Below are 19,191 nucleotides of genomic sequence, written 5' to 3'. Positions count from 1 at the left end.
ACGTGACTGAAATTCACGTACATGCACGGAAGCGGGAGACAACGATGTCAGACGTGGCTTTGGTAGGGGCCGAGCAGCGGGCGGTCGGGAAGTTCCTTCGCCGGATGATGCCGATCCTGGTGCTGATGCTGCTGGTCAACAACCTGGACCGGACGAACGTGGGGTTCATCCAGGACGAGCTGCGCGCGGACGTCGGTGTCAGCGCGACGGCGTACGGGCTCGGGGCGGGGCTCTTCTTCATCGGGTACGCGCTCTTCGAGGTACCCAGCAACATGCTGCTGGAGCGCTTCGGCGCCCGGGTCTGGCTGACCAGGATCATGATCACCTGGGGCCTGGTGATCGTGGCGATGTGCTTCATCCACAACGTCACCACGTTCTACGTGCTGCGTTTCCTGCTGGGTGTCGCCGAGGCCGGCTTCTTCCCCGGCGCGCTGCTCTACATCACCCAGTGGCTGCCCGACTCCAGCCGGGGCCGGGCCACCGCGATCTTCCTCGGTGGCTCGGCGGCCGCCGGCATCGTCACCGGGCCGGTCACCGGGGCCCTGCTCGAACTGCACGGCGCGGGCGGCGTCGCCGGCTGGCGATGGATGTTCGGAATCGAAGGCACCCTGTCGGTCGTCGTCGGCATCATCGCCGGGTTCTTCCTGGTCTCGCGGATCGAGGACGCGCGCTGGCTGGCCGCCGACGAGAAGAGCGCCCTGCGCGCGGCCGTGACCCGGGACGAGGCGGAGCGCGAGCGGGCGCCGAAGGTCTCGCGGCTGCGGCTGATGTTCCATCCGCAGGTGGCCCTGCTGACCGGCGCGTTCTTCGCGATGACCCTCACCGGGTACGCGATCACCTTCTGGCTGCCCAGCCTGATCGAGGAGATCAACGGACTGTCGTCCTTCGAGGTCGGACTGCTCTCGGCGGTGCCCGCGGTCGCGTCCATGATCGCGATGTACTCGATGAGCCACTTCACCGACCGCGCCCCCGACCGGCGCCCCTTCCTCGCGGTGACCCTGCTGCTGTCCGCGGTCGGCACCTACCTGGCCACCCTCGGTTCGCCGTGGTTCGGGCTCGCCGCGATCACCCTCGCCGGGGTCGGTTCCAAGTGCGCGGCCACCCTGTTCTGGCCGATGGCCCAGTCCGGGCTGGACCTGAAGATCGCCGCGCCGGGCCTGGCGCTGGTCAACTCGATCGGCAACCTCGGCGGCTTCGTCTCCCCGTTCCTGTTCGGGTACCTCAAGGACACCACCGGCAGCACCACCGGCGGTCTCTACACCCTGTCCGCCGCTTCGCTGCTCGCGATCGTCGCGGCCCGCTACATCAAGGGCACCCGCGCGGCCGAGGGGCCGCTCTCGGGGCCTGCCGGGGACACGGAACCGGCTCCGGAGGCCGCGCGGCCGCGCGTGCCGTGACCGGACGTCCCGGCATCCGGCCCGCCGGACGACGACGCCGGCTCCCGCGACCACCTTCCGGTGGCCTCAGGAGCCGGCGTCGAATGCTCTGCCGGTGTCCGCCTAGAGGCCGGCGGCCTTGCGCAGCGCGTCCACCCGGTCGGTCTTCTCCCAGGTGAACTCGGGGAGCTCACGGCCGAAGTGACCGTACGCCGCGGTCTGGGCGTAGATCGGGCGGAGCAGGTCGAGGTCACGGATGATCGCGGCCGGACGCAGGTCGAAGACCTCGTCGATCGCCTTCTCGATCTTCTCGTGGTCGATCTTCGCGGTGCCGAAGGTCTCGACGAACAGACCCACCGGCTCGGCCTTGCCGATCGCGTACGCGACCTGGACCTCGCAGCGGGCGGCCAGACCGGCCGCGACCACGTTCTTGGCGACCCAGCGCATCGCGTAGGCGGCCGAGCGGTCGACCTTGGACGGGTCCTTGCCCGAGAAGGCACCGCCACCGTGCCGGGCCATGCCGCCGTAGGTGTCAATGATGATCTTGCGGCCGGTCAGACCGGCGTCGCCCATCGGGCCGCCGATCTCGAAACGGCCGGTCGGGTTGACCAGCAGACGGTAGTTCTCGGTGTCGAGCTTGATGCCGTCGTCCAGCAGCGCCTTCAGCTCCGCCTCCACCACGAACTCGCGGATGTCGGGGGCGAGCAGCGACTCCAGGTCGATGTCCGAGGCGTGCTGGCTGGAGACCACGACCGTGTCGAGACGGACGGCCTTGTCACCGTCGTACTCGATGGTGACCTGCGTCTTGCCGTCGGGGCGCAGGTAGGGGATGGTGCCGTTCTTGCGGACCTCGGAGAGGCGCTTCGACAGCCGGTGCGCCAGGAAGATCGGCAGCGGCATCAGGGTCGGCGTCTCGTCGGTCGCGTAGCCGAACATCAGGCCCTGGTCACCGGCGCCCTGCTTGTCGAGCTCGTCCTCGTCGCCCTCGACCCGGTTCTCGTACGCCGTGTCCACGCCCTGGGCGATGTCCGGGGACTGCGCGCCGATCGAGACCGAGACGCCGCAGGAGGCTCCGTCGAAGCCCTTCTTCGAGGAGTCGTAGCCGATCTCGAGGATCTTGTTGCGGACCAGCGTCGCGATGTCCGCGTACGTCTTGGTCGTGACCTCGCCGGCCACGTGCACCAGGCCGGTGGTGATCAGCGTCTCGACGGCGACCCGGGAGGTCGGGTCCTCGCGCAGCAGCGCGTCGAGAATGGTGTCGCTGATCTGGTCAGCGATCTTGTCGGGGTGGCCCTCGGTCACGGACTCCGAGGTGAACAGGCGACGGGACACAACGCTCCCTGGGGTTGCAGCGGCTGCTGTCTGATCATTGGCGGACGACACGGGGGCTGCACCCGGGCGTCGTCCGAGAACAGTTTATCGGTCGCACTCGGCCGCCGGCCCACCTGTCTCGACACTCGGAAGTGCTGTGACCTGCGGCACGGGCATTCTGCCCAATGGTCGGCGGCCTTGACCAGAGGCACCGCACCGCAATGTCGTGTCCGGGAAAGTTGACATATGGCTGAAATAAGTTAACCCAAACGGGCCGCCACGAGATCCCAGACGGTGTCGGCGAGGGCCTCCTTCGGTCCGTGCGGCACGGGGGTCTCGCTGCCGTCGGCGCCCAGCACCACGGCCTCGTTCTCCTCGGAACCGAAGGTCTTGCGCTCCCCCACCTCGTTCACCACGAGCAGGTCGCAGCCCTTGCGCGCCAGCTTGGTCCGGCCGTTGGCGAGCACGTCGTCCGTCTCCGCGGCGAAGCCCACGATCACCTGTCCGGGCCGCGCCCGGTCGGCCGAGATCTCCGCGAGGATGTCCGGATTCCGCACGAGAACGATCGGCTCCGGTTCCTGGCCGTCCTTCTTCTTGATCTTCCCGGCCGCGTAGACCGCGGGGCGGAAGTCGGCGACGGCGGCGGCCATCACCACGGCGTCCGCGTCGGCGGCCGCCTTCAGTACCGCCTCGCGCAGTTGCACGGCCGTACCGACCGGGACCACGTCCACGCCTGCCGGGTCCGGCAGGCCGGTGGTGTTGGCGGCGACCAGGGTCACCCGGGCGCCCCGCGCGGCGGCCGTACGGGCGAGCGCGTAGCCCTGCTTGCCGGAGGAGCGGTTGCCCAGGAAGCGGACCGGGTCCAGGGGCTCGCGGGTGCCGCCGGCGGAGACGACGACGTGGCGGCCCCTCAGGTCGGGCTCGGCCACGCCCCGGGCCAGGACCCGGCGGCACACCTCGAAGATCTCCGCCGGGTCCGGCAGCCGGCCCTTGCCGGTGTCGACGCCGGTGAGCCGGCCGACCGCCGGTTCGACCACGACGGCGCCGCGGCGGCGCAGCGTGGCCACGTTCTCCTGGGTGGCCGGGTGTTCCCACATCTCGGTGTGCATGGCGGGGGCGAAGACGACCGGGCAGCGGGCCGTGAGGAGGGTGTTGGTGAGCAGGTCGTCGGCGAGGCCGTGGGCCGCCTTGGCGAGCATGTCGGCGGTGGCGGGGGCGACCACGACCAGGTCGGCGTGCTGGCCGATGCGGACGTGCGGGACCTCCTCGACGCCGTCCCAGACCTCGGTGGAGACGGGGTTGCCGGAGAGGGCGGACCAGGTGGCGGCCCCGACGAAGTGCAGAGCGGAGGCGGTGGGCACGACCCGGACGTCGTGTCCCGACTCGGTGAACCTCCTCAACAGCTCACAGGCCTTGTACGCGGCGATGCCGCCGCTGACCCCCAGCACGACCTTCGGCTTGCCCACCGGGCCTCCACTCGTCGAATCCATGACGCCATCACACACCACAGGCCCGGCAGTCGGCTGCCGGGCCTGTGGATAAGTCAACTGCAATACGAAAGTACTACTGCACCGGGCCCTCGATGGCCTCGGAGGTCAGCAGACCCGCGTTGATCTCGCGCAGGGCGATGGAGAGCGGCTTCTCGTGGACGTGGGTGTCGACGAGCGGACCGACGTACTCGAGGAGGCCCTCGCCGAGCTGCGAGTAGTACGCGTTGATCTGACGGGCGCGCTTGGCCGCGTAGATCACGAGGCTGTACTTCGAGTCGGTGGCCTCGAGGAGCTCGTCGATCGGAGGGTTGATGATGCCCTCGGGCGCGGTGATGGAAGAGGACACGCTCTGCCTTCCGATGGATGGGAAAGATTCAGTCTGAATGATCGGCGACGATCACACAACGTCCATCAAGGCTAGCAGCTCGCGCGCCACGTCCTCGACGGAGGTGTTGACCAGCGTCTCGTCGAACTCCGGCTCGGCGGCCAGTTCGATCTTGGCCGCGTCCAGTCGGCGATCGATCACCTCGGGCGCCTCGGTGCCGCGCCCGGTGAGCCTGCGCACCAGCTCCTCCCAGGAGGGAGGGGCCAGGAACACCAGCCGGCCCTCCGGCATGGTCTCGCGGACCTGCCGGGCGCCCTGGAGGTCGATCTCCAGGAGAACCGGCACCCCGGACTCCAGGTGCTCCAGGACGGCCGCGCGCGGCGTGCCGTAGCGGTTGCCCGCGAACTCGGCCCACTCCAGGAGCTCGCCGTTGGCGATCAGCTTGTCCATCTCGTCGTCGGAGACGAAGAAGTAGTGGACTCCGTGCTTCTCACCGGGACGGGGCCTGCGGGTGGTGGCCGACACCGAGAGCCAGACCTCCGGGTGTTCCTTGCGCATATGAGCGACGACCGTGCTCTTGCCGACCCCGGAGGGGCCGGAGAGCACGGTCAGTCGCGGACGTACGTCCGGGGGCTCGGGGGTCGTCCCCCGGGATGTTGCAGCCATGCAGCGATTATTCCAGCAATCGCAGGCCGTCCGGGACGGCCCTCCCGGACGGCTCGGCGATCAGGAGCCGGTGCTGCCGAACTCGCGCTCCAGGGAGGCGATCTGGTTGGAACCGAGACCACGCACGCGGCGGCTCTCGGAGATACCGAGTCGCTCCATGATCTGCTTGGCGCGGACCTTGCCCACGCCCGGCAGGGACTCGAGCAGGGCGGAGACCTTCATCTTGCCGATGACGTCGTTTTCCTGACCCTGCTTGATGACCTCGTGGAGAGAGGCGCCGGAGTGCTTGAGTCGATTCTTGACCTCGGCCCGCTCCCGGCGAGCCGCGGCGGCCTTTTCGAGCGCGGCTGCGCGCTGTTCAGGGGTAAGGGGCGGAAGAGCCACGCCTACGTCACCTCGGATGTCGAACTGTCGGATACGGACCGGTGAGGAACCTAGTCGCCCCACACCAGGGGAGCTACGAGCAACACGCTTGCCCGTTGACTCTGCTCGGAGACTAGCGGGCAAGTCCGCCGGAGTCAGCGAGAACAGCGGAAAAGTCCTGGTCAGCCTCCGTCAGGCCGGACATTTCAGACATACTGCCCGCGATTTGAGGATGTATTCACATTCAAGCCGTGGCCGGAACGCCCGCGGGAGCACTTCTCGGAGTCGTCATCCACCTGCGACGACGTCCCGGATCTCGCCCGCGAACCGGTCGGCCGCCGCCCGCAGGGCCCCGACGTCGGGACCGTGACGCAAAACACCTCGGCTCACGTTTGGAATCACGTTGCGCACGGCCGCGCCGAACACCGTCGGCAGATCGGCGGCCGTCGCCCCCTGCGCGCCGACACCGGGTGCGAGGAGCGGACCGTTGATGGCGAGGTCGTACGACGACAGGTCGCCGACCGTGGCGCCGACGACCGCGCCGAAGGACCCCAGCGGCTCCTCCCCCGCGTTCTCGGCGGCCAGGTGCGCCAGCATGGTCGCGCCGACCGTACGGCCGTCCGCGCGCACCGCGTGCTGCACCTCCGGGCCCTCCGGGTTCGAGGTGAGGGCCAGCACGAACAGGCCGGCCCCGCTCTCCCGGGCCAGCGCGACGGCCGGGCTGAGCGAGCCGTAGCCGAGGTACGGCGACACGGTCAGGGCGTCCGAGAACAGCGGGGCGTCCTTGCTCAGGAAGGCCTGCGCGTACCCGGCCATGGTCGAGCCGATGTCACCGCGCTTGGCGTCCATGACGACGAGCGTCCCGGCGTCCCGCGCCTCCCGCACCACCCGCTCCAGAACGGCCACCCCGCGCGAGCCGAACCGCTCGAAGAAGGCGCTCTGCGGCTTCATGACGGCGACCCGGTCGGCCACCGCCTCGACGACGGTGCGGCTGAACCGCTCCAGGCCCGCCACGTCGTCGTCCAGTCCCCACTCGGAGAGCAGCGAGGCGTGCGGGTCGATGCCGACGCACAGCGGACCGCGCTCGTCCATCACGCGGCGCAGCCGGGCGCCGAAGGGCTCCAGGGGGCTCATACGGGTTTCCTCACGTCGGCGCCGACCGCGTCGGCGAGGGTGGCGTACGGGCTGGTGCGCAGACGCGCCGCGAGGCCCTTGTGGACGGCGCGGCCCCAGAAGGGTCCCTCGTAGATGAAGGCGCTGTAGCCCTGGACGAGCGTGGCACCGGCCAGGATGCGCTGCCAGGCGTCCTCGGCGTTCTCCACGCCGCCGACGCCCACCAGGGTGATCCGGTCGCCCACGCGCGCGTAGAGGCGCCGCAGCACCTCCAGGGAGCGCTCCTTCAGCGGTGCCCCGGAGAGCCCACCGGTCTCCTTGACCAGACCGGCGTCGGACCGCAGCCCGAGGCCCTCGCGCGCGATGGTGGTGTTGGTCGCGATGATCCCGTCCAGTCCCAGTTCCACGGCCAGATCGGCGACGGCGTCCACGTCCTCGTCGGCGAGATCCGGCGCGATCTTGACCAGCAGCGGGACCCGGCGGTGGGCCACCACCCGGTCGGCGGCCTCGCGGACGGCGCTCAGCAGCGGCCTCAGCGCCTCGGTGGCCTGGAGGTCGCGCAGGCCCGGCGTGTTCGGCGACGAGACGTTCACGACCAGGTAGTCGGCGTACGGCGCGAGCCGCTCGGCGGACTTCACGTAGTCGCCGACGGCCTCGGCCTCCGGCACGACCTTGGTCTTGCCGATGTTGACGCCCACGACGGTCCGGAAGACGGGCTCCCGGGTCGCGAGCCGGGCCGCGACGGTCAGCGAGCCGTCGTTGTTGAAACCCATGCGGTTGATCAGTGCGCGGTCGGCGACCAGCCGGAACAGCCGCTTCCTGGGGTTGCCGGGCTGCGCCTCCCCGGTCACCGTGCCGATCTCGACGTGGTCGAACCCGAGCATCGACATCCCGTCGATGGCGACGGCGTTCTTGTCGAACCCGGCGGCCAGCCCGAAGGGCCCGTGCATCCGCAGCCCGAAGGCCTCGGTGCGCAGCTCCTTGTGGCGGGGCGCGAGCGCGGCGGCGAGGAAGGTCCGCAGCACGGGGACCCGGGCGGCGAGCCGGATCCACCGGAAGGCGAGGTGATGGGCCCGTTCCGGGTCCATCCGCCGGAAGACGAGCCGAAAGAAGATCTTGTACATCAGTGGTCCTCATACGGAGGGGGGACGCCGTCTCCGGAGTCCCCCCTCAGTGGAGCGCCCTGAAGGGGCGCGGGGAACTGCGCGACCAGCCACAGCCGGCCCGCAGCCTCACTACGACCTTCTAGTCCCGAGCCGCGGTCAGACGCTCCGCATGCTCCTGGAGCGACCGCACCCCCACGTCCCCGTGGTTCAGCGCGTCGATCCCCTGCACGGCCGCCGCCAGCGCCTGCACGGTCGTCAGGCACGGCACCGACCGGGCCACCGCGGCCGTCCGGATCTCGTACCCGTCCAGGCGACCCCCCGTGCCGTACGGGGTGTTGACGATGAGGTCGACCTCGCCGTCGTGGATGAGCTGGACGATCGTCTTCTCGCCGTTCGGCCCGATGCCCTCCGACTGCTTGCGGACGACCGTCGCGTTGATGCCGTTGCGCTTCAGCACCTCGGCCGTGCCGGACGTGGCGAGCAGTTCGAAGCCGTGGGCGACCAGCTCACGTGCCGGGAAGATCATCGACCGCTTGTCGCGGTTGGCGACCGAGATGAACGCGCGGCCCTTGGTCGGCAGCGGCCCGTACGCGCCGGCCTGCGACTTGGCGTAGGCCGTGCCGAAGACCGAGTCGATGCCCATGACCTCACCGGTGGAGCGCATCTCCGGGCCGAGCACGGTGTCCACACCGCGCCCCTGGATGTCCCGGAACCGCGACCACGGCATGACCGCCTCCTTGACGGAGATCGGCGCGTCGAAGGGCAGTTCGCCACCGTCCCCGTGGGCCGGCAGCAGCCCCTCGGCGCGCAGTTCGGCGACGGTCGCGCCCAGCGAGATCCGGGCGGCGGCCTTCGCCAGCGGCACCGCGGTCGCCTTCGAGGTGAAGGGGACCGTGCGGGAGGCACGCGGGTTGGCCTCGAGGACGTACAGGATGTCCCCGGCCATCGCGAACTGGATGTTGATCAGGCCTCGTACGCCGACACCGCGCGCGATGGCCTCGGTGGAGGCCCGCAGCCGCTTGATGTCGAAGCCGCCGAGGGTGATCGGCGGCAGGGCGCACGCCGAGTCGCCGGAGTGGATGCCGGCCTCCTCGATGTGCTCCATCACGCCGCCGAGGTAGAGCTCCTCGCCGTCGTAGAGGGCGTCGACGTCGATCTCGATCGCGTCGTCCAGGAACCGGTCGACCAGGACCGGCCGGGTGGGGCTGATCTCGGTCGACTCGGCGATGTAGGCCTCGAGCCGGGTCTCGTCGTAGACGATCTCCATGCCGCGCCCGCCGAGCACGTAGGAGGGCCGCACCAGCACCGGGTAGCCGATCTCGTCGGCGATGGCCTTGGCCTCGGCGAAGGTGGTGGCCGTGCCGTGCTTGGGGGCCGGCAGGCCCGCCTCGGCCAGCACCCGCCCGAAGGCGCCCCGGTCCTCGGCCGCGTGGATCGCCTCGGGGGACGTCCCGACGATCGGGACGCCGTTGTCCTTCAGCGCCTGCGACAGGCCCAGCGGGGTCTGGCCGCCCAGCTGGACGACGACGCCCGCGACCGGACCGGCCTGCTGCTCGGCGTGGACGATCTCCAGCACGTCCTCCAGGGTGAGCGGCTCGAAGTACAGCCGGTCGGAGGTGTCGTAGTCGGTGGAGACGGTCTCCGGGTTGCAGTTGACCATGACGGTCTCGTAGCCCGCGTCGCTGAGCGCGAAGGACGCGTGCACGCAGGAGTAGTCGAACTCGATGCCCTGGCCGATGCGGTTCGGACCGGAGCCCAGGATGATGACGGCCGGCTTCTCGCGCCGCGCGACCTCGGTCTCCTCGTCGTAGGAGGAGTAGAAGTACGGCGTCTTCGCGGCGAACTCGGCGGCGCAGGTGTCGACCGTCTTGTAGACCGGGCGCACCCCGAGCGCGTGCCGCACCTCGCGCACGACGTCCTCGCGCAGTCCGCGGATCTCGCTGATCTGCTGGTCGGAGAAGCCGTGCCGCTTGGCCTCGGCAAGCAGTCCGGCGCTCAGCTCGGCGGCGCCGGCCAGTTCGTCGGCGATCTCCTTGATCAGGAACAGCTGGTCCACGAACCAGGGGTCGATCTTCGTGTACTCGAAGACCTCCTCGGGGGTGGCACCCGCGCGGATGGCCTGCATGACGGTGTTGATCCGGCCGTCGGTGGGCCGTACCGCCTCGTGCAGCAGGGCCTCCTTGTCGCCGGGGTCGCCGACGAAGGTGAACTGGCTGCCCTTCTTCTCCAGCGAGCGCAGCGCCTTCTGGAAGGCCTCGGTGAAGTTGCGGCCGATGGCCATGGCCTCGCCGACCGACTTCATGGTGGTGGTCAGCGTGGAGTCCGCCTGCGGGAACTTCTCGAACGCGAACCGGGGAGCCTTGACGACCACATAGTCGAGCGTGGGCTCGAAGGAGGCCGGGGTCTCCTGCGTGATGTCGTTGGGGATCTCGTCCAGGGTGTAGCCGACCGCCAGCTTCGCCGCGATCTTCGCGATCGGGAAGCCGGTCGCCTTGGACGCGAGCGCGGAGGAGCGCGACACGCGCGGGTTCATCTCGATGACGATGACGCGGCCGTCCTCGGGGTTCACCGCGAACTGGATGTTGCAGCCGCCCGTGTCCACGCCGACCTCGCGGATCACGGCGATGCCGATGTCCCGCAGGATCTGGTACTCGCGGTCGGTCAGCGTCATGGCCGGGGCGACGGTGATCGAGTCACCGGTGTGCACGCCCATCGGGTCGAAGTTCTCGATGGAGCAGACGACCACGACGTTGTCGTGCTTGTCGCGCATCAGCTCCAGCTCGTACTCCTTCCAGCCGAGGATGGACTCCTCCAGGAGCACCTCGGTGGTCGGCGAGAGCGTGAGGCCCTGACCGGCGATCCGGCGCAGCTCCTCCTCGTCGTGGGCGAAGCCGGAACCGGCGCCGCCCATGGTGAAGGAGGGACGCACCACGACCGGGTAGCCGCCGCCGAGCTCCTCGACGCCGGCGATGACCTCGTCCATGGTGTGGCAGATGACGGAGCGGGCGGACTCGCCGTGCCCGATCTTGCGGCGGACCTCCTCGACGACCTCCTTGAAGAGGTCGCGGTCCTCGCCCTTGTTGATGGCCTCGACGTTGGCGCCGATCAGCTCGACGCCGTACTTGGCGAGGACGCCGTTCTCGTCGAGCGAGATAGCGGTGTTCAGGGCCGTCTGACCGCCCAGGGTGGGCAGCAGGGCGTCGGGACGCTCCTTGGCGATGATCTTCTCGACGAACTCGGGCGTGATCGGCTCGACGTACGTCGCGTCGGCGATCTCCGGGTCGGTCATGATCGTCGCCGGGTTGGAGTTGACCAGGATGACCCGCAGGCCCTCGGCGCGCAGCACGCGGCAGGCCTGGGTGCCGGAGTAGTCGAACTCGGCGGCCTGGCCGATGACGATCGGGCCGGAGCCGATGACCAGGACGGACTGGATATCGGTGCGCTTAGGCACGCTGGCCCTCCATCAGGGAAACGAAGCGGTCGAACAGGTAGGCGGCGTCGTGCGGGCCCGCTGCCGCTTCGGGGTGGTACTGGACGGAGAAGGCCGGCTGGTCGAGCAGCTGGAGCCCCTCCACGACGTCGTCGTTCAGGCACACGTGCGAGACCTCGGCGCGGCCGAACCTCGTCTCGCTGACCTGGTCGAGCGGCGCGTCCACGGCGAATCCGTGGTTGTGCGCGGTGACCTCGACCTTGCCGGTCGTACGGTCCTGCACCGGCTGGTTGATGCCCCGGTGGCCGTACTTCAGCTTGTAGGTGCCGAAGCCGAGCGCGCGGCCGAGGATCTGGTTGCCGAAGCAGATGCCGAACAGCGGGGTCTTCCGCTCCAGCACGGCGGTCATCAGGGCCACCGGGCCGTCGGCCGTGGCCGGGTCGCCGGGGCCGTTGGAGAAGAACACACCGTCCGGGGAGACGGCGAACACGTCCTCCTCGGTGGCGGTGGCGGGCAGCACGTGCACCTCGATGCCGCGCTCGGCCATCCGCTGCGGGGTCATGCCCTTGATGCCGAGGTCGACGGCGGCGACGGTGAATCGCTTCTGCCCGACGGCCGGGACGACGTAGGTCTCCTTGGTGGCGACCTCCTCGTAGAGGCTGGCGCCCTTCATGTGCGGCTGGGCCTGCACGCGCGCGAGAAGCTCGGCGTCGGTGGCGATCGCCGCACCGGAGAAGATGCCGGACCGCATGGACCCGCGCTCGCGCAGGTGGCGGGTGAGGGCGCGGGTGTCGATCCCGGAGATGCCGACCACGCCCTGCGCCACCAGTTCCGCGTCCAGCGAACGCTTGGCGCGCCAGTTGGAGGGCACGCGCGCAGGGTCGCGCACGACGTAGCCGGAGACCCAGATGCGGCTGGACTCGTCGTCCTCGTCGTTCCAGCCCGTGTTGCCGATCTGCGGGGCGGTGGCGACCACGATCTGGCGGTCGTAGGAGGGGTCGGTGAGGGTCTCCTGGTAACCGGTCATGCCGGTGGAGAACACGGCCTCGCCGAAGGTCTCCCCCACGGCCCCGTAGGCGCGGCCGCGGAAGATCCGGCCGTCCTCCAGGACGAGTACGGCGGGAACCTGGTCGGTTCCCCTGGTGGAGGTCGTCATCGTTCGGCGCCTTCCGTGCTGTTGGTCTTGGTCATGGAGTTGATGGCGTCGACCCATTCGGTGTGCTCGGCCGCGTGGTCGGAGCGGAAACCGGAGTCGATCAGTTTGTCGCCGTGCTGCCAGGTCACCACGAGCAGTCCGCCCTCGGTGAGGACCTTGCCCGCGATGCCCTTGCCCAGCAGGGCCTCACGGAGCGCGGCGGCGGGGATGAAGAAGTCGGTCGCGCCGGGACGTACGACGTCCAGGCCCGCGTCGGTCAGGGTGAGCTCGGCCCGGCTGCGGGAGCCGAGGCCACGGGCCACGATGCGGTCCAGCCACTGCCCGGCGGTGGTGGAGCCGTGGTAGCGGCCGCTCATGGTCAGTCTCACGGCACCGGGCTCCTCCGGCGCGCTGGGCAGCTCGGGCAGGTCGCCCTGGAGCGTGCCCCGCCATTTCCAGCCCTCGCGCATCAGCCAGTAGACGAGCGCGACGAAGAGCGCCAGGCCGACCAGCCAGCCGATGCGCGCGGCCCAGTCGGTGACCGCGGCCGACTTCTTCTCGTCTGCCAGCAGGATGAGAGGTGTCACGTGAGCTTCCCGTCCACGAGCGTCGCCTTGCCCCGCAGCCACGTGTGGGTGACACGGCCCGGCAGCTCGCGTCCCTCGTAAGGGGTGTTGCGGCTGCGTGAGGCGAAGCCCGCGGGGTCCACCAGGCCACGGTATTCCGTGTCGACCAGGGTGAGGTTGGCGGGCTCACCAGCCGAGACGGGACGGCCGTGGCCGGTCGCCTGTCCGATCCGCGCGGGCTTGACGGACATCCGGTCGGCGACGCCGGCCCAGGTCAGCAGGCCGGTGTCCACCATGGTCTCCTGGACCACCGACAGCGCGGTCTCCAGGCCCACCATCCCCATGGCGGCCGCGGCCCACTCGCAGTCCTTGTCCTCGTGCGGGTGCGGGGCGTGGTCGGTGGCGACGATGTCGATGGTGCCGTCGGCCAGGGCCTCGCGCAGCGCCAGCACGTCGCGCTCGGTGCGCAGCGGCGGGTTGACCTTGTAGACCGGGTTGTACGACCGCACCAGCTCGTCGGTGAGCAGGAGGTGGTGCGGGGTGACCTCGGCGGTGACGTCGATGCCGCGGGACTTGGCCCAGCGGACGATCTCGACGGAGCCGGCGGTCGAAAGGTGGCAGATGTGGACGCGGGAGCCGACGTGCTCGGCGAGCAGGACGTCCCGGGCGATGATCGACTCCTCGGCGACGGCGGGCCAGCCGCCCAGCCCCAGTTCCGCCGAGACGATCCCCTCGTTCATCTGGGCGCCCTCGGTCAGCCGCGGCTCCTGCGCGTGCTGGGCGACGACCCCGCCGAAGGCCTTCACGTACTCCAGGGCGCGGCGCATGATCACGGCGTCGTCGACGCACTTGCCGTCGTCGGAGAAGACGGTGACCCCGGCGGCCGACTCGTGCATGGCGCCCAGCTCGGCGAGCTTCCTGCCCTCCAGGCCGACGGTGACGGCGCCGATGGGCTGGACGTCGCAGTAGCCGTGCTCCCGGCCGAGCCGGTAGACCTGCTCGACCACGCCGGCGGTGTCGGCGACCGGGAAGGTGTTGGCCATGGCGAACACGGCCGTGTAGCCGCCGGTCGCGGCCGCGCGGGTGCCGGTGAGGACGGTCTCGGAGTCCTCGCGGCCGGGCTCGCGGAGATGCGTGTGGAGGTCCACGAGACCCGGCAGCAGCACCTTGCCGGCCGCTTCTACGACCTCGGCGCCCTCGGCGGGCAGCCCGGCGCCCACCTGGGAGATCGTCTCGCCGTCGATGAGGACGTCCTGCGGCTCACCGCCGAGCACCTTCGCACCACGGATCAGGATCTTGCTCATGGGTCTTACTTCTCCTCGGTGGTACGGGCGTGACTGACGGCGGGTTCGTTGCCGCCGAGCAGGAGGTACAGGACGGCCATCCGGATGGAGACTCCGTTCGCGACCTGCTCGACCACGGTGCAGCGCTCGGAGTCGGCGACCTCGGCGGTGATCTCCATGCCGCGGACCATCGGGCCGGGGTGCATCACGATGGCGTGCTCGGGCATCTTCGCCATCCGCTCGCCGTCGAGGCCGTAGCGGCGTGAGTACTCGCGCTCGGTCGGGAAGAACGCGGCGTTCATGCGCTCCCGCTGCACGCGCAGCATCATCACCGCGTCGGACTTGGGGAGGACGGCGTCGAGGTCGTACGACACCTCGCAGGGCCAGCGCTCGACGCCGACCGGCACCAGGGTGGGCGGGGCGACCAGGGTGACCTCGGCGCCGAGGGTGTGCAGCAGGTCGACGTTGGAGCGGGCGACCCGGCTGTGCAGGACGTCGCCGACCAGGGTGATGCGCTTGCCGGCCAGGTCCTGCCCTATGCCGGCGTCCCGGCCGACGAGCCGGCGGCGCATGGTGAAGGCGTCCAGGAGGGCCTGGGTGGGGTGCTGGTGGGTGCCGTCGCCCGCGTTGATGACGGCCGCGTCGATCCAGCCGGAGTTCGCCAGGCGGTAGGGCGCGCCGGAGGCGCCGTGCCGGATGACGACGGCGTCGACGCCCATCGCCTCCAGGGTCTGGGCGGTGTCCTTGAGGGACTCGCCCTTGGAGACGCTCGATCCCTTGGCGGTGAAGTTGATGACGTCGGCGGAGAGGCGCTTCTCGGCGGCCTCGAAGGAGATCCGGGTCCGGGTCGAGTCCTCGAAGAAGAGGTTGACGACGGTGCGGCCGCGCAGGGTCGGCAGCTTCTTGATCGGCCGGTCGGCGACCCGGGCCATCTCCTCGGCGGTGTCGAGGATCAGGACGGCGTCGTCGCGGGTGAGGTCGGCGGCCGAGATGAGATGACGCTGCATCTGTCAGGCTCCGTAGGGCAGTTCACATATCGGGAGATTGCGGGCAGGCCAGGGCGCGCCGGTCCGGCGCGGGCCTCGGACTGCTACTGGGCCGGCTTCGCGCCGAGCAGCACGGTGTCGCGACCGTCCTCCTCGGCGAGCAGGACCTTGACCGTCTCCCGCAACGACGTGGGGAGGTTCTTGCCGACGTAGTCGGCGCGGATGGGCAGTTCGCGGTGGCCCCGGTCGACGAGGACCGCGAGCTGAACCGCGCGCGGGCGCCCGATGTCGTTCAGCGCGTCGAGGGCGGCGCGGATGGTGCGGCCCGAGAAGAGCACGTCGTCGACGAGGACGACCAGTCTCCCGTCGATGCCGTCGCCGGGGATCTCGGTGCGGGCCAGCGCGCGCGGCGGGTGCATGCGCAGGTCGTCCCGGTACATGGTGATGTCGAGCGAGCCGACCGGGATCTTGCGGTCGGTGATCTGCTCCAGCTTGGCGGCGAGCCGCCGGGCGAGGAAGACGCCGCGGGTCGGAATGCCGAGGAGCACCACGTCGTCGGCGCCCTTGGCGCGTTCGACGATCTCGTGGGCGATGCGGGTCAGCACCCGTGCGATGTCGGGCCCTTCGAGAACGGGCCGGGCATCGGACGCCTGAAGTTCAGGCCTGACCCGCTTGTCCTGCTGTTCCTGCTTGTCCATACGAAACGGACCCCCTTCTCCGCCTCACGGGACGGACCTTAAAGGACGTCGGATTTGCGCCATCCACCGTAGCAGGTGGCGTCCGGGCCCCCGATCACCCCCTCGGCGTAACCGGCCACCGTCACCACGGAAGAGTCGGTGCGGACCATTCGGCTTGACGCAGGAGAGTAACGCTGCGTAACCTCACAGTGAGTTACCAGCCGCGCGGCGGGAACCAAGGCCGGCCGCGTCGACACAGTGTCCGGGGAGCTATATGTCCAGCGAATACGCCAAACAGCTCGGGGCCAAGCTCCGGGCCATCCGCACCCAGCAGGGCCTATCCCTCCACGGTGTCGAGGAGAAGTCCCAGGGGCGCTGGAAGGCCGTGGTGGTCGGTTCGTACGAACGCGGCGACCGTGCCGTGACCGTACAGCGTCTTGCCGAGTTGGCGGATTTCTACGGGGTCCCGGTGCAGGAGCTGCTGCCCGGCACCACCCCCGGCGGTGCCGCCGAGCCCCCGCCGAAGCTGGTCCTCGACCTGGAGCGGCTGGCCACGGTGCCGGCCGAGAAGGCGGGCCCGCTCCAGCGCTACGCGGCGACCATCCAGTCCCAGCGCGGTGACTACAACGGCAAGGTGCTGTCGATCCGCCAGGACGACCTGCGCACACTGGCCGTCATCTACGACCAGTCCCCCTCGGTCCTCACCGAGCAGCTGATCAGCTGGGGCGTCCTGGACGCGGACGCCCGCCGCGCGGTGGCCACTCACGAGGACGCCTGACCCTTACAGCAACTGAGCAGAAACGTGCCGCCGGGGTGGCCGGAACTGGATGGTTCCGGCCCGCCCCGGCGGTTTTCTTCTGCGACGCCCGGCGGTTCTCCTCCGCGACGCCCCGCGGTTCTCCTCCGCGGCGGCTGACGCGGGCTCCTCAGCTCAGGGAAGTGCACGTGCCCAGGGGCGCGAGGAACTGCGCGAGAAGCCCCAGACGGCCGTCTGCCGCCCGAAGACCGCACCACCCACCCCATTGGGCACACAAACGCCGGAGGGCTTGCAGCGAGCCTCGCTGCAAGCCCTCCGGCGTCTCGTCGGCTACGCCTCCCGGCGCAGCGACGGCTTCAGCTCCTTCAGGCGACCGAGGAGCCCGTTCACGAACGCCGGCGACTCGTCCGTCGAGAACTCCTTGGCCAGCTGCACCATCTCGTCGAGGACGACGGCGTCCGGCGTCTCGTCGGCCCAGATCAGCTCGTAGGCACCGAGACGCAGGATGTTGCGGTCGACGACCGGCATCCGGTCCAGCGTCCAGCCCACCGAGTACTGGGCGATCAGCTCGTCGATACGCGTGGCGTGTTCCGCGTAGCCCTCGACCAGCTGCATCGTGTACTCGCTGACCGGCGGCTGCCGGGTGTCGGTCCGGGACAGCCGGACCCAGTCCGCGAGCACGGTCAGGACGTCGGCCCCGCGCTGGTCGCCCTCGAAGAGGATCTGGAAGGCGCGCTTGCGGGCCGTGTTGCGGGCAGCCACGGTTAGCTGTTCACCCGGCCGAGGTAGTCGCTGGTGCGGGTGTCGACCTTGATCTTCTCACCGGTGGTGATGAAGAGCGGGACCTGGATCTGGTGGCCGGTCTCCAGCGTGGCGGGCTTGGTGCCGCCGGTGGAGCGGTCGCCCTGGACGCCGGGCTCGGTCTCCTGGATGGTCAGCTCGACGGCGGCGGGCAGCTCGACGAAGAGCACCTCGCCCTCGTGCTGGGCGACGACGGCCGTGAAGCCCTCGATCAGGAAGTTCGCGGCGTCACCGACGGTCTTCCGGTCGATGTGCAGCTGGTCGTACGTGTCCATGTCCATGAAGACGAAGTACTCGCCGTCCATGTACGAGAACTGCATGTCGCGCTTGTCGACAGTGGCCGTCTCGACCTTGACGCCGGCGTTGAAGGTCTTGTCGACGACCTTGCCGGACAGCACGTTCTTGAGCTTGGTGCGCACGAATGCGGGGCCCTTGCCGGGCTTGACGTGCTGGAACTCGACGACGGACCAGAGCTGGCCGCCTTCGAGCTTGAGCACCAGGCCGTTCTTGAGGTCGTTCGTGGAAGCCACGGTTGCGGAATCTCCTGGACTGACGTGGACGACCCCGGGGCACGCACCTTCCCTATAGTGCGAGCAGCTCCTTGGTCGTGATGGTGAGTAGCTCGGGTCCGCCGTCCGCCTCGGGGCGCACGACGAGCGTGTCATCGATCCGGACACCGCCCCGGCCCGGGAGGTGGACCCCCGGTTCGACGGTGACCGGCACGCAAGCGTCCAGTTTACCCATGGCCGAGGGGGCGAGCTGCGGGTCCTCGTCGATTTCGAGTCCCACGCCGTGTCCGGTGAGGGGTTGCAGTCCCTCGGAGTGGCCCGCGGAGTCCAGTACCTGGCGCGCGGCACGGTCCACGTCACGGCAGGCGGCGCCGGGTACGAGGCTCTCCCGGCCGGCCCGCTGGGCGGCGAAGACCAGGTCGTACAGCTCGATCTGCCAGTCCGCCGGCGAGGTGCCGATGACGAAGGTACGGCCGATCTCGCAGCGGTAGCCGCGATAGGTGGCGCCGAGGCAGACGGAGAGGAAGTCGCCCTCCTCGACCCGCCGGTCGGTGGGGCGGTGGCCGCGGCGCCCGGAGTTCGGGCCGGTGGCGACGGAGGTGCGGAAGGCCGGACCGTCGGCGCCGTGGTCGACCAGCCGGCGCTCCAGCTCCAGGGCGAGGTGCCGTTCGGTACGGCCGACGAGGATCGACTCCAGCAGTTCCCCGAGGGCCTGGTCGGCGATCTCGGCGCCGATGCGCAGGCAGGAGATCTCCTCCTCGTCCTTGACGACCCTGAGCTGCTCGACCGCGCTGCCCAGATCGGCGAGGCGCAGTCGCGGGGCGACCGAGGCGAGGGCGCGGTGCCGGGCCACGGTGAGGTGGTGTTCCTCGACGGCGAGGGCGTCGGTGCCCTGGGCGGCGGCGAGGCCGGCGGCGGCCACCACGGGGTCGCCGGCGGGGCCTTCCAGAAGGTGCGGCCGGAGGGAGTCGTCGACGCGGGCCCCGGTGGGACGGTCGTCCAGCGGGCCGGGTGCCACGAGGAGGTCCTCGCGTTTCCCGAGCAGCAGTACGGAGCCGTGCGGGGCGGCGCCGGCGAGGTACCTCACGTTGGCGGGGCGCGAGATCAGCGCGGAGGCGCTGCCGCTGGCCTGGCAGCGGTCCCTCAGGCGGGTTCGGCGTGCGGCGTACACCTCGGACATGACACGAGCGTAGGAGTCATGGGCGAATCGTGCCGGTTGGAGGAGGCCGAGCGGGGTGGTCGGGCGCTGTCGTCGAGTGCGGGCGGGCGGGTGGGGGCTGGTCGCGCAGTTCCCCGC

General features: G+C 70.1%; 18 protein-coding genes. 2 read left to right on the top strand and 16 right to left on the bottom strand.

The window, feature by feature from the left end; all coding sequences use genetic code 11:
• Positions 1 to 44 precede the first annotated feature (44 nt).
• Entirely contained in the window at positions 45 to 1,397 is a 1,353-nt protein-coding gene (locus AAW13_RS29445) for an MFS transporter (protein WP_046726562.1), read from the top strand.
• A gap of 102 nt (positions 1,398 to 1,499) precedes the next feature.
• Here AAW13_RS29445 and metK read toward each other — a convergent pair whose 3' ends face one another.
• The 13 genes from metK to pyrR form a co-directional block, all read right to left on the bottom strand.
• Positions 1,500 to 2,708: a methionine adenosyltransferase gene (gene metK, locus AAW13_RS29440; RefSeq protein ID WP_046726563.1), complete on the bottom strand. Its 1,209-nt coding sequence runs from the start codon at positions 2,706 to 2,708 to the stop codon at positions 1,500 to 1,502.
• Positions 2,709 to 2,947: 239 nt separating this feature from the next.
• Positions 2,948 to 4,177: a bifunctional phosphopantothenoylcysteine decarboxylase/phosphopantothenate--cysteine ligase CoaBC gene (gene coaBC / locus AAW13_RS29435; RefSeq protein WP_240528776.1), complete on the bottom strand. Its 1,230-nt coding sequence runs from the start codon at positions 4,175 to 4,177 to the stop codon at positions 2,948 to 2,950.
• A 73-nt stretch (positions 4,178 to 4,250) separates the two neighbouring features.
• Positions 4,251 to 4,523, bottom strand: coding sequence for a DNA-directed RNA polymerase subunit omega (gene rpoZ / locus AAW13_RS29430; protein WP_030810584.1), 273 nt, complete (start codon positions 4,521 to 4,523; stop codon positions 4,251 to 4,253).
• Positions 4,524 to 4,574: 51 nt separating this feature from the next.
• Positions 4,575 to 5,168 (bottom strand): guanylate kinase, encoded by a 594-nt coding sequence (gene gmk / locus AAW13_RS29425; RefSeq protein WP_071659720.1) that lies wholly within the window; start codon positions 5,166 to 5,168, stop codon positions 4,575 to 4,577.
• A gap of 60 nt (positions 5,169 to 5,228) precedes the next feature.
• Positions 5,229 to 5,552 (bottom strand): integration host factor, encoded by a 324-nt coding sequence (locus AAW13_RS29420; RefSeq protein ID WP_003977346.1) that lies wholly within the window; start codon positions 5,550 to 5,552, stop codon positions 5,229 to 5,231.
• A gap of 267 nt (positions 5,553 to 5,819) precedes the next feature.
• Complete coding sequence (gene pyrF, locus AAW13_RS29415; protein ID WP_046726566.1) at positions 5,820 to 6,665, bottom strand: orotidine-5'-phosphate decarboxylase; 846 nt, start codon at positions 6,663 to 6,665, stop codon at positions 5,820 to 5,822.
• Positions 6,662 to 7,768 carry a quinone-dependent dihydroorotate dehydrogenase gene (locus tag AAW13_RS29410; protein WP_046726567.1) on the bottom strand — a complete coding sequence of 369 codons (1,107 nt, stop codon included), beginning with the start codon at positions 7,766 to 7,768 and terminating at the stop codon, positions 6,662 to 6,664. The genes pyrF and AAW13_RS29410 overlap by 4 nt, the downstream gene beginning before the upstream one ends.
• Before the next feature lie 121 nt (positions 7,769 to 7,889).
• On the bottom strand, positions 7,890 to 11,201 hold the full coding sequence (gene carB / locus AAW13_RS29405; RefSeq protein ID WP_046726568.1) for a carbamoyl-phosphate synthase large subunit: 3,312 nt from the start codon (positions 11,199 to 11,201) through the stop codon (positions 7,890 to 7,892).
• A complete protein-coding gene (gene carA, locus AAW13_RS29400) occupies positions 11,194 to 12,336 on the bottom strand; it encodes a glutamine-hydrolyzing carbamoyl-phosphate synthase small subunit (protein ID WP_046726569.1) in 1,143 nt (380 codons plus the stop codon). The genes carB and carA overlap by 8 nt, the downstream gene beginning before the upstream one ends.
• A complete protein-coding gene (locus AAW13_RS29395) occupies positions 12,333 to 12,902 on the bottom strand; it encodes a PH-like domain-containing protein (RefSeq protein WP_046726570.1) in 570 nt (189 codons plus the stop codon). The genes carA and AAW13_RS29395 overlap by 4 nt, the downstream gene beginning before the upstream one ends.
• Complete coding sequence (locus tag AAW13_RS29390) at positions 12,899 to 14,185, bottom strand: dihydroorotase (protein ID WP_046726571.1); 1,287 nt, start codon at positions 14,183 to 14,185, stop codon at positions 12,899 to 12,901. Before AAW13_RS29390 ends, AAW13_RS29395 begins: the two co-directional genes overlap by 4 nt.
• 5 nt (positions 14,186 to 14,190) lie before the next feature.
• Entirely contained in the window at positions 14,191 to 15,171 is a 981-nt protein-coding gene (locus AAW13_RS29385) for an aspartate carbamoyltransferase catalytic subunit (RefSeq protein WP_046726572.1), read from the bottom strand.
• An 83-nt stretch (positions 15,172 to 15,254) separates the two neighbouring features.
• Positions 15,255 to 15,848, bottom strand: coding sequence for a bifunctional pyr operon transcriptional regulator/uracil phosphoribosyltransferase PyrR (pyrR, locus tag AAW13_RS29380; RefSeq protein WP_046726573.1), 594 nt, complete (start codon positions 15,846 to 15,848; stop codon positions 15,255 to 15,257).
• A 253-nt stretch (positions 15,849 to 16,101) separates the two neighbouring features.
• Between pyrR and bldD the strand changes: the two genes are divergently transcribed.
• Positions 16,102 to 16,605, top strand: a complete 504-nt coding sequence (gene bldD, locus AAW13_RS29375; protein ID WP_020938842.1) for a transcriptional regulator BldD — start codon at positions 16,102 to 16,104, stop codon at positions 16,603 to 16,605.
• A 309-nt stretch (positions 16,606 to 16,914) separates the two neighbouring features.
• Here the strand turns inward: bldD and nusB are convergent, their stop codons facing one another.
• From nusB to AAW13_RS29360, 3 genes are read right to left on the bottom strand one after another with little or no spacing between them, the layout of a single operon-like run.
• Positions 16,915 to 17,346 (bottom strand): transcription antitermination factor NusB, encoded by a 432-nt coding sequence (gene nusB / locus AAW13_RS29370; RefSeq protein ID WP_046726574.1) that lies wholly within the window; start codon positions 17,344 to 17,346, stop codon positions 16,915 to 16,917.
• Positions 17,347 to 17,348: 2 nt separating this feature from the next.
• Entirely contained in the window at positions 17,349 to 17,915 is a 567-nt protein-coding gene (efp, locus tag AAW13_RS29365) for an elongation factor P (RefSeq protein ID WP_046726575.1), read from the bottom strand.
• A 52-nt stretch (positions 17,916 to 17,967) separates the two neighbouring features.
• Positions 17,968 to 19,074: an aminopeptidase P family protein gene (locus AAW13_RS29360; protein WP_046726576.1), complete on the bottom strand. Its 1,107-nt coding sequence runs from the start codon at positions 19,072 to 19,074 to the stop codon at positions 17,968 to 17,970.
• Between the last annotated feature and the right edge of the window lie 117 nt (positions 19,075 to 19,191).

The sequence above is a fragment of the Streptomyces humi genome, assembly GCF_001005085.2.
Lineage (GTDB): Bacteria > Actinomycetota > Actinomycetes > Streptomycetales > Streptomycetaceae > Streptomyces > Streptomyces humi.
The sequence above is the reverse complement of the archived record's forward strand: the minus strand, read 5'-3'. Positions and strand labels throughout refer to the sequence as shown.

What these genes read in the sequence shown, in the direction of transcription:
- AAW13_RS29445 (WP_046726562.1), top strand. Translation starts at nt 45, where the DNA reads ATGTCAGACGTGGCTTTGGTAGGGGCCGAGCAGCGGGCGGTCGGGAAG.
- coaBC (WP_240528776.1), bottom strand. Translation starts at nt 4,177, where the DNA reads ATGGATTCGACGAGTGGAGGCCCGGTGGGCAAGCCGAAGGTCGTGCTG.
- gmk (WP_071659720.1), bottom strand. Translation starts at nt 5,168, where the DNA reads ATGGCTGCAACATCCCGGGGGACGACCCCCGAGCCCCCGGACGTACGT.
- pyrF (WP_046726566.1), bottom strand. Translation starts at nt 6,665, where the DNA reads ATGAGCCCCCTGGAGCCCTTCGGCGCCCGGCTGCGCCGCGTGATGGAC.
- AAW13_RS29410 (WP_046726567.1), bottom strand. Translation starts at nt 7,768, where the DNA reads ATGTACAAGATCTTCTTTCGGCTCGTCTTCCGGCGGATGGACCCGGAA.
- carA (WP_046726569.1), bottom strand. Translation starts at nt 12,336, where the DNA reads ATGACGACCTCCACCAGGGGAACCGACCAGGTTCCCGCCGTACTCGTC.
- AAW13_RS29390 (WP_046726571.1), bottom strand. Translation starts at nt 14,185, where the DNA reads ATGAGCAAGATCCTGATCCGTGGTGCGAAGGTGCTCGGCGGTGAGCCG.
- AAW13_RS29385 (WP_046726572.1), bottom strand. Translation starts at nt 15,171, where the DNA reads ATGCAGCGTCATCTCATCTCGGCCGCCGACCTCACCCGCGACGACGCC.
- pyrR (WP_046726573.1), bottom strand. Translation starts at nt 15,848, where the DNA reads ATGGACAAGCAGGAACAGCAGGACAAGCGGGTCAGGCCTGAACTTCAG.
- bldD (WP_020938842.1), top strand. Translation starts at nt 16,102, where the DNA reads ATGTCCAGCGAATACGCCAAACAGCTCGGGGCCAAGCTCCGGGCCATC.
- AAW13_RS29360 (WP_046726576.1), bottom strand. Translation starts at nt 19,074, where the DNA reads ATGTCCGAGGTGTACGCCGCACGCCGAACCCGCCTGAGGGACCGCTGC.